Origin of the sequence: Alcanivorax sp. 1008, assembly GCF_020667895.1 — a bacterium.
GTDB lineage: Bacteria > Pseudomonadota > Gammaproteobacteria > Pseudomonadales > Alcanivoracaceae > PGZG01.
Genome location: NZ_JAFMPS010000056.1, coordinates 1 through 2,681 on the forward strand (window position 1 = coordinate 1; position 2,681 = coordinate 2,681).

A 2,681-nucleotide genomic window follows, 5' to 3' on the forward strand; every position below is an offset into this window, starting at 1 on the left:
GCCCCGGTGATTGAAGTGTCTGGCCGCACCTATCCGGTGGACGTGCACTATCGTCCGGCGGAAGCCGAACGCGAACTCAGCCGTCAGGTGGAAGATGTGCTGCGCGAGATTGAACAGCTGGAGCGCGAGAAGGGCAGGCCACCGGCCTGTGACGTGCTGGTGTTTCTAAGCGGCGAGCGTGATATTCGCCAGCTGCATCACCACCTCAAGCGCTGCGAATTTCGCGATACGGAATTTTTGCCCCTCTATGCACGGCTATCGCCGCAGGAACAGCAGCGCGTATTTTCAGCCCATCGTGGTCGCCGGGTGGTGCTGTCCACCAACGTTGCCGAAACCTCGCTGACCGTGCCTGGTATCCGTTACGTGATTGATGCTGGTACCGCCCGCGTCAGTCGCTACAGCGTGCAATCCAAGGTTCAGCGCCTGCCGGTGGAGCCGGTGTCAAAGGCCAGTGCCGAGCAGCGCAAGGGCCGCAGTGGCCGGGTGATGCCCGGTGTCTGTTACCGGTTGTATGACGAAGATGATTTTAATGGTCGGCCAGCCTTTACCGAACCGGAAATCCGTCGCACCAATCTGGCTGCAGTCATTCTGCAGATGGCGGAGCTACGCCTTGGCAATATCGCCAACTTCCCCTTTATCGATCCACCGGAAGGCAGTCTGATTCGTGATGGCTACCGGTTGCTGGAAGAGCTGGGGGCAATGCATAAGGATCAGCTAACCGCGACAGGCCGTCAGCTGGCCAGATTACCTTTAGACCCGCGCCTCGGACGCATGCTGATTGCCTCGGCATCACTGAGCAGCCTACGGGAAGTGCTGATTATTGTTTCGGCGCTGGCGGTGCAGGATCCACGGGATCGGCCGCCTGAGGCAAGGCAGCAGGCGGATCAGGCGCATCAGCCTTTTACTGAAAAAGAATCGGACTTCCTGTTTTTTCTCAAGCTGTGGCCATGGGCAGAGGAGCAACGAGAAGCACTGTCACGCAACCAGTATGAAAAGCTGCTCAGGAAGAACTTTCTTGCTCCCTTGCGCATGCAGGAATGGCGTGACACTCATCACCAGTTACTGCTGCAGTGTCGTGAGTTGCAGCTGTCTATCAATCAACAGCCGGCAACCTTTGAGCAAGTGCATCGAGCGTTGCTTACTGGCTTGCTGGGTAATGTGCTGAAACGCACCGAAGAAGGAGAGTGGCTGTCTACCCGCAGCCGCAAACCGCAGCTGTGGCCCGGCTCTGCCATGTCGAAAAGCAAATCGCCCTGGCTGATGGCCGCCGAGCAGGTGGAAACCTCGCGCCTGTTTGCCCGCACCTTGGCCAAGATCGAACCGGAGTGGATCGAGCAGCAGGGCAGCCATCTGGTTAAACGCAGTTATCTGGAGCCGCACTGGTCGAAAAAACGTGGCGCGGTAATGGCCACCGAACAGGTCAGTCTGTTCGGCCTGCTGATTCGTAGCGATCGCAAGATCAACTATGCCCAGCACGATCCGGTGCTGGCCCGTGAGCTGTTGACCCGCGAAGGGCTGGTAAACGGAGCGCTCAGTCGCGAACCGGCCTTCGTCAAAACCAACCGGGAAACCATCGAAGCCCTGCAGCAGGAAGAAAACAAACTGCGCCGCCGCGATCTGCTCGCTGACGAAGAAGCGCAAGTGACGTTCTATGATGAGCGCCTGCCACAGGACATCGTCAGCCTGACCCATCTGGAAAGCTGGCTGCGCCACAAGGCCGATGATGCCACCCGCGCTGCGCTGATTATGAGTGAGGACTTTTTACTCGATGGCCAGCATGCGGCGGACGAGCATCAGTTCCCCGCCAACCTCCATGCCGGCGACGTGCAGTTTGCGCTGGAATACCAGTTTGATCCCGGCAGCGGCCGCGACGGTGTCTGGATTGTGGTGCCGGTGGCCCTGCTTAATCGCCTTGAGCCGGTGCACCTGGACTGGCTGGTGCCCGGCTGGCTGAGTGATCGCATCGAAGCACTGATTCGTGCACTGCCAAAAGCAAAGCGCCGCAACTTCGTGCCGGTGCCGGACTATGTGCGTGCCGTGATGGCGCGTCTTACTCCCGGCCGCGAACCGCTACTGCCCGCGCTCACCCGTGAACTGCAAAGCCTCACCGGCGTGCGCATCGAACAGGAAGAATGGCCGGAAGATACTCTGCCAGCGCACCTGCGTTTTCATATCCGCGTGGTCGATGGCGAACGCACGCTGGCCGAAGGGCAGGATCTCGTCGCGTTAAAAAAACAATTCGCCGAACAGATACAGCAAGTGGTGCCCGCGGTGCTGCCCGACGACGGCCCCAGCGGCCGCGACTGGGTGTTCGGCAGCTTGCCGGAATGGAAAGACAGCCCCCACGGCGGCGTCGAAGTGCGGCTGTGGCCGGCACTGGTGGATGACAAGGAACAGGTCACCCTGAAATGGCAGAGCGACGCCAGCCAGGCCGGCTGGCTGCACCGCTGGGCCAGTGCCCGGCTGATCTGGATGCGCCTCGCCGTGCAATATCGCGAACTGCGCCAGCGCGGCGAAAAACTGCCCGGCTTCCAGAAAGCCGTGCTCGGCAGCAACGCCAAAGCCATCCTCGACGACGCCCTGCTGCGCATCGTCGCCGACCACTTCCAGCTCGATGAACCGATCCGCGACGCCGCCACCTTCGCCGCCCGTATGCAACAACACAGCGGCGACATCGTGCC

At 60.5% G+C, this 2,681-nt stretch carries 1 protein-coding gene; it reads left to right on the forward strand.

What is annotated here, in order from left to right; genetic code table 11:
- Window positions 1-2,681 (forward strand): ATP-dependent RNA helicase HrpA (hrpA, locus tag J1C54_RS16150; RefSeq protein ID WP_229149942.1); only part of this gene is annotated, 2,681 nt, incomplete at both ends.